Origin of the sequence: Stutzerimonas stutzeri, assembly GCF_000935215.1 — a bacterium.
Classification (GTDB): Bacteria; Pseudomonadota; Gammaproteobacteria; order Pseudomonadales; family Pseudomonadaceae; genus Stutzerimonas.
This window is the reverse complement of record NZ_JXXD01000174.1, coordinates 1-6,606: the sequence shown is the minus strand read 5'-3', so window position 1 is coordinate 6,606 and position 6,606 is coordinate 1. Positions and strand designations below refer to the sequence as shown.

General features: G+C 62.5%; 6 protein-coding genes. All 6 read left to right on the top strand.

The features are described 5' to 3' along the window. A partial coding sequence (gene rnhA, locus LO50_RS17740; protein ID WP_044315821.1) for a ribonuclease HI occupies positions 1-424 on the top strand: 424 nt, incomplete at its 5' end. Between the two features lie 14 nt (positions 425-438). After that, entirely contained in the window at positions 439-1,164 is a 726-nt protein-coding gene (gene dnaQ / locus LO50_RS17735; protein ID WP_044315820.1) for a DNA polymerase III subunit epsilon, read from the top strand. Positions 1,165-1,280: 116 nt separating this feature from the next. Continuing rightward, the gene (locus LO50_RS17730; protein WP_044315819.1) at positions 1,281-3,533 is read left to right on the top strand and encodes an Orn/Lys/Arg family decarboxylase; all 2,253 of its coding nucleotides are present in this window, start codon (positions 1,281-1,283) and stop codon (positions 3,531-3,533) included. A gap of 180 nt (positions 3,534-3,713) precedes the next feature. Further along, positions 3,714-4,526: a crotonase/enoyl-CoA hydratase family protein gene (locus LO50_RS17725; protein WP_044315818.1), complete on the top strand. Its 813-nt coding sequence runs from the start codon at positions 3,714-3,716 to the stop codon at positions 4,524-4,526. Positions 4,527-4,563: 37 nt separating this feature from the next. After that, positions 4,564-6,246 (top strand): FimL-related protein, encoded by a 1,683-nt coding sequence (locus LO50_RS17720; protein WP_044315817.1) that lies wholly within the window; start codon positions 4,564-4,566, stop codon positions 6,244-6,246. Continuing rightward, positions 6,246-6,606 (top strand): NUDIX-like domain-containing protein (locus LO50_RS17715; RefSeq protein ID WP_044315816.1); only part of this gene is annotated, 361 nt, incomplete at its 3' end. The genes LO50_RS17720 and LO50_RS17715, both read left to right, overlap by 1 nt.

Below are 6,606 nucleotides of genomic sequence, written 5' to 3'. Positions count from 1 at the left end.
CGGTGCCTGCAAGGGCAATCCCGGCCCGGGCGGCTGGGGGGCGCTACTTATTTATAAGGGTGTCAAGCGCGAGCTCTGGGGCGGCGAGCCCGACACCACCAACAACCGCATGGAGCTGATGGCGGCAATCCGTGGGCTGGCGGAGCTGAAGCGCTCGTGCAAGGTGCGTTTGGTGACCGACTCGCAGTACGTCATGCAGGGCATCAACGACTGGATGCCCAACTGGAAGAAGCGCGGCTGGAAAACGGCGAGCAAGCAGCCGGTGAAGAATGCCGATCTTTGGCAGCAGCTCGACGAGCAGGTCAATCGCCATCAGGTGAGCTGGGAGTGGGTTCGCGGTCATACCGGCCATCCCGGTAACGAGCATGCCGACCTGCTTGCGAATCGCGGCGTAGTACAGGCCAAACGACAACCGATTGTGTAAGTGAGCTAAACGATATGCGCAGCGTAGTGCTGGATACCGAAACGACCGGCATGCCGGTGACCGATGGCCACCGGATCATCGAGATTGGCTGTGTCGAAGTCATCGGCCGCCGCCTGACCGGGCGGCACTACCACGTCTATCTGCAACCTGATCGTGAAGTGGACGAGGGCGCGATCGCCGTTCACGGCATCACCAACGAGTTTCTTGTCGACAAGCCGCGGTTCCGCGACATCGCCGACGAGTTCTTCGAGTTCATCAAGGACGCGCAGCTGGTCATCCACAACGCCGCGTTCGACCTTGGCTTCATCAATAACGAGTTCGCGCTGCTCGGTCAGCAGGAGCGTGCCGAGATCACCGACCACTGCTCGGTGCTCGATACCCTGCTGATGGCTCGGGAGCGTCACCCGGGCCAGCGCAACAGCCTCGATGCCTTGTGCAAACGCTACGGCGTGGACAACTCGGGCCGCGATCTGCACGGCGCGCTGCTCGATGCCGAGATTCTCGCCGATGTCTGGCTGACCATGACCGGCGGGCAGACCAATCTGTCCCTCGCGGGTGATGGTGAAAGTTCCGACGGCGGTCGCCCCCAGCCCACGCCGATCCGCCGGCTACCCGCCGATCGGCCGCGCACTGCGGTGCTGCGCGCTACCGAAGAAGAGGTTGCCGCGCACATGGCGCGAATGGCTGCGATCGAGAAAGCCGCCGGGGCAGCTCCGCTCTGGACTCAGCTCGAAGTCTGAATGGCTCGGCATTGCCGCCTACTTGCGACGCTGCCTCACAACCGCTCGTTTCAATGCGCTGTTCCTTTGCTGCGGACGCTTCTACCCTGTAGGTGGATCGTTCGCAGAGAGTGCGCATGTACAAAGACCTGAAATTCCCCATCCTCATCGTTCACCGTGACATAAAGGCCGATACCGTTGCCGGTGAGCGAGTGCGTGGCATCGCTTCCGAACTGGAGCGCGACGGCTTCAATATCCTGCCTACAGCAAGCTCCAACGAGGGACGAATCGTCGCCTCCACGCACCATGGGCTGGCCTGCATCCTGGTTGCGGCAGAAGGCGCCGGTGACAATCAGCGCCTGCTGCACGACGTGGTGGAACTGATCCGCGTCGCTCGTCGCCGCGCGCCGCGTCTGCCGATCTTTGCACTGGGCGAGCAGATCACCATCGAGAATGCGCCTGCCGAGGCAATGGCCGATCTCAACGAGTTGCGTGGCCTGCTTTACCTGTACGAAGACACCGTGCCGTTTCTGGCGCGCCAGGTCGCCCGGGCCGCACGCGGTTATCTCGAGGATCTGCTGCCACCGTTTTTCAGCGCGCTGGTACGCCATACCGGCGAGTCGAACTATTCCTGGCATACGCCGGGACACGGTGGGGGCGTGGCCTACCGCAAGAGTCCGGTCGGCCAGGCGTTCCACCAGTTCTTCGGTGAAAACACCTTGCGCTCGGACCTGTCGGTTTCGGTACCCGAGCTTGGCTCGTTGCTCGATCACACCGGGCCGGTAGCGGCGGCGGAAGCCCGCGCCGCACGCAACTTCGGCGCTGATCACACGTTCTTCGTAATCAATGGCACCTCGACGGCGAACAAGATCGTCTGGCATTCGATGGTCGCGCGGGACGACCTGGTACTGGTGGATCGCAACTGCCACAAATCGATTCTGCACGCCATCATCATGACTGGCGCGATACCGCTGTACATGAGCCCGACGCGCAACGAGCTGGGCATCATCGGCCCGATTCCGCTGGAAGAATTCACCCGCGAGTCCATCCAGGCGAAGATCGCCGCCAACCCGCTGGCGCGTGGCCGGCCGCCGAAGGTCAAGCTGGCGGTGGTGACGAACTCGACCTACGACGGGCTCTGCTACAACGCCAACCTGATCAAGCGCACCCTGGCTGACAACGTAGAAGTGCTGCACTTCGACGAGGCGTGGTACGCCTACGCGGCATTCCACGAGTTCTATGACGGCCGCTACGGCATGGATACGCGGGAGCAGGGCCCGCTGGTGTTCACCACCCATTCAACCCACAAGCTGCTGGCAGCGTTCAGCCAGGCCTCGATGATCCATGTGCTCGACAGCCAGACACGGCAGCTCGATCGCGATCGCTTCAACGAAGCCTTCATGATGCACATCTCCACCTCGCCGCAGTACGGCATCCTCGCATCGCTGGACGTGGCGTCGGCCATGATGGAAGGCCCGGCGGGACGCTCGTTGATTCAAGAGACGTTCGATGAGGCGCTGAGCTTTCGTCGGGCGCTGGCCAACCTGCGCCAGCACATCGATGCCGACGACTGGTGGTTCAGCATCTGGCAGCCACCACTGGTCGACGGCGCCGAGGCGCTGGTGACCCCGGACTGGCTTCTCGAGCCAACGGCTGACTGGCATGGCTTCGGCGATATCGCCGACGATTACGTACTGCTCGACCCAATCAAGGTCACGCTCGTCACTCCGGGCCTTACCGCATCCGGCGCGCTGGGTGAAAGTGGCATACCGGCGGCGGTGGTCAGCAAGTTTCTCTGGGAACGTGGTCTGGTGGTGGAAAAAACCGGACTGTATTCGATGCTGGTGCTTTTCTCCATGGGCATCACCAAGGGCAAGTGGAGCACCCTGCTGACCGAGTTGCTGGAGTTCAAGCGTCACTACGACGCCAATATCCCGCTGGTCGAGGCCCTGCCATCAATTGCGCGCGCCGGTGCAGCGGCCTATACGGGTATGGGGCTGCGTGATCTCTGCGATGCGCTGCATGCCTGTTATTGCGAAAATGCCACGGCGCGGGCCATGCGCAGGATGTACACGGCGTTGCCGGAGCCTGCGATGACTCCGGCCCAGGCATATGACAAGCTGGTTCGCGGCGAGGTCGAAGCGGTGCCGATCGAGGCACTGCAGGGCCGAATCGCGGCGGTCATGCTGGTGCCGTATCCGCCGGGTATCCCGTTGATCATGCCGGGCGAGCGCTTTACCGAAGAGACTCGCTCGATTCTCGATTACCTTCGTTTCGCCCGTGATTTCGCCGAGCGTTTCCCCGGGTTCGATGCCGACGTTCATGGCCTGCAACATGAGGCAGGCGCGGATGGATGTGTGTACACCGTCGACTGTATCCGCGAAGAATGATGCGTCGATGCTCGCCACCGTCTACAACGGCATGAACAGGTCGTCTGGCGGCGTGGTCTGTATCACATCGTCTGCATCGACATTCACTCGTCGTGGTGGCAGTTGTTATAGTTGCCCGCCGTCGTACGGGTTTGCCCGCCACGGCGCTCCCCATGCGCCCTTGCTGTCGAGGATGATAGCGTGACCGAATACAAAGCCTTCCGCGTAGAGTTGGCAGACAAGATTGCCCGCGTCGTGATCAATCGGCCTGAAAAGATCAATGCGATGGACGCTGCGTTCTGGTCGGAAATCATCGATATCTTCAAATGGATCGATGCAACCGACGAAGTACGCGTAGTCGTCCTCAGTGGCGCCGGTGACCACTTCTCTTCCGGTATAGACCTGCAGATGCTGGCTTCGGTCGGCAGCCAGCTTGGCAACGACGTCGGCCGCAATGCCGAGCAGCTGCGGCGCAAGATCCTCTCTCTGCAGGCATCGTTCAATGCCGTGGACAACTGCCGCAAGCCGGTCATCGCCGCGATCCAGGGTTACTGTCTGGGCGGCGCCATCGATCTGATCTCCGCTTGCGACATGCGTTACAGCACGGCGGACGCGAAATTCTCGATCAAGGAAATCGACATGGGTATGGCGGCCGATGTCGGCACCTTGCAGCGCCTACCTCGCATCATCGGCGATGGCATGATGCGCGAACTGGCCTTTACCGGCCGCACCATCAGCGGCGAGGAAGCGCGCAGCATCGGGCTCGTCAATCGCACCTATGCCGATCAGCAGATGCTGATGGACGCCGTGCTGGAGCTGGCCCGTGACATCGCCAGCAAATCACCGCTCGCCATTCGCGGCACCAAGGAGATGATCCGTTACATGCGCGATCACCGGGTCGACGATGGTCTCGAGTACATCGCCACCTGGAATGCGGCCATGCTGCAGTCGGCCGACATCAAGGTCGCCATCGCCGCTCATATGAGCAAACAGAAGCCGGACTTTGCCGACTGATGCGTCACCACACGTTTGCGCGGGAGGCGCACTAGGCATGGTTACTGGAGCTACTTCACTCGGTCTGGTACGTGACGAACTGTTCGCCACCATGGAAGAAGCCGAGCAGAGCCTCGAGCATTTCATCATCGACCGCAACAACGGCGGCCTGTTGCAGCAGGCCGTGGAGAACCTCAAGCAGGTGCGCGGCACGCTCAACCTCATCGAGCTGACCGGCGCCGAGTTGCTCGCGCAAGAAATACTGCAGCTAGCTACCGACATCCCGGTCGGCGCCGGCGAGGACCGCGACGTGCAACTCGCCGCGCTGAGCAACGCGCTCTACGTGCTGCGGCGTTATCTGGAAAGCGTCGATGCCAGCCGCCAGGAAATCCCCGAGCTGCTGCTTCCAGCCATCAACGCGCTGCGCCAGGCGTGCGCGCAGCCGCCGTTGCCGGAAAGTTTCTTTTTCAGCGTCCGGCTCGACCATGCCCGTCCTGCGTTGGACGTGCCGGTTCGTTCGGGAGCCGCGCCAGTTGCCGAGGCCCGGCGGTTGCGTCAGATGTATCAGGTCGGGTTGCTCGGCTTCATTCGTGAAGAGAATCTGCCAGCCAGTCTGAAACTCATGGGCCGCGCTTTGACGCGGCTGGATCATCTCTTCGTCGAGTCGCCAGCCGGTCGGCTGTGCTGGATCGGCAGCGCCGCTGTCGAATCGCAACTGGACGGCCAGCTATTGCCGCGCAAGTCGCGCAAGCAGCTGTTGTCTCGTCTGGACCGGGAACTCAAGCAGGTCATTGGCAACCCTGCATACGAGGCGCCACGCAGCCTGCTCAAAGAGCTGCTATACGTCGTCGCGCTGGCGGACACCCATGGGCCTATCGCCAGCCAAGTCCGTCAGGTGTTCTCGCTGGGTTCGCTGCCGTTCACCGACCACCTGCTGGAAGATGAATCCCAGCGCCTGGCCGGCCCGGGCCAGGCCGTCATGCGTTCGCTGTCCTCGGCGATCCGTGAGGAACTGGCGAGCCTGAAGGATCTGCTGGATCTGATCGAGCGAGGCACCGCCCAGGCGGAAGCCTACTCGAACCTGCATAACCTGCTCGGGAAGATGGCCAAGACCCTCGGCATGGTTGGCCTTTCATCTGCGGCCAGCACGCTGCAGGCGCAGCTGGGCGACGTGTCTGGCTGGAGCCTGGAGCATGCGCCGGAACCGCATGTCATCCAACGTCTCGCCGATGCCGTGCTGTATGTCGAGAGCATGGTCGCCAGCCTCGAGCGTGGCGATCGACGCGATACCAAGCCTCAGGTCGCCCGACCCGGAATGGAAGCGGAAGCCTTTGCCAATCACCAGCTCACCGAAGCGTGCATCGTGGTAATCGATGAGGCGACCGCAGGCCTGGCGCTGGCCAAGCGGGCGATCACCGCTTATCTCGAGTCCAACGGGGAGAAATTGCACCTGGCCAACGTGCCGTTCAGCCTGCAGGCCGTGCGCGGCGGTCTGCGTTTTCTTGAGCAGGAGCGCGCGGCGGACCTGATCGGCGCCTGCGCTGATTTCATTCAAAAGCACATGCTCGAATCGAACCAGATGCCCCCCGAGCAACTGCTGGAAACTCTGGCCGATGCGCTGACCAGCCTGGAGTACTACCTTGAAGGTGGTGCGGTATTGCGACGTGACGACTCGCGCGTGAGCGTGCTTGATCTGGCCAGCGAGAGCGTACGCGCGCTGGGCATGCCGGTAGCCGCCTGATGAGCTTGCGCTGGCAGGCGGCGCTGCTCGATCCCTTGATGGCTGGGGGCTGGGCGGTGGTGCACTGCCGGCAGCAGTTTCTGCTCGATGGCAACGGTGCGCTCTTTCCGCGGGACTGGCTCAAGCGCCTGGATCTGCCGCTGCTCAGAGAACAGGGTCTGGGGCACTTCGACGGAGAGCCGGTGTTTCTTTTCGAACTGGACTTTCCGGCCGATGTGCCAGGCGCGCGCTGGCAGGGCCTGCGCCAGTTCATGCAGGAGGACGATCGCGATCTGTTCCGGCTCCTCGGCTATGCCACGCAGATCGGTACCTGGGTCAGCCAGCATCGTTTCTGTGGCAGCTGTGGCTCGCCCATGCAGG

Bases quoted from the DNA above. Each gene is read 5' to 3' on its own strand.
- dnaQ (WP_044315820.1), top strand. From the start codon at position 439: ATGCGCAGCGTAGTGCTGGATACCGAAACGACCGGCATGCCGGTGACC.
- LO50_RS17730 (WP_044315819.1), top strand. From the start codon at position 1,281: ATGTACAAAGACCTGAAATTCCCCATCCTCATCGTTCACCGTGACATA.
- LO50_RS17720 (WP_044315817.1), top strand. From the start codon at position 4,564: ATGGTTACTGGAGCTACTTCACTCGGTCTGGTACGTGACGAACTGTTC.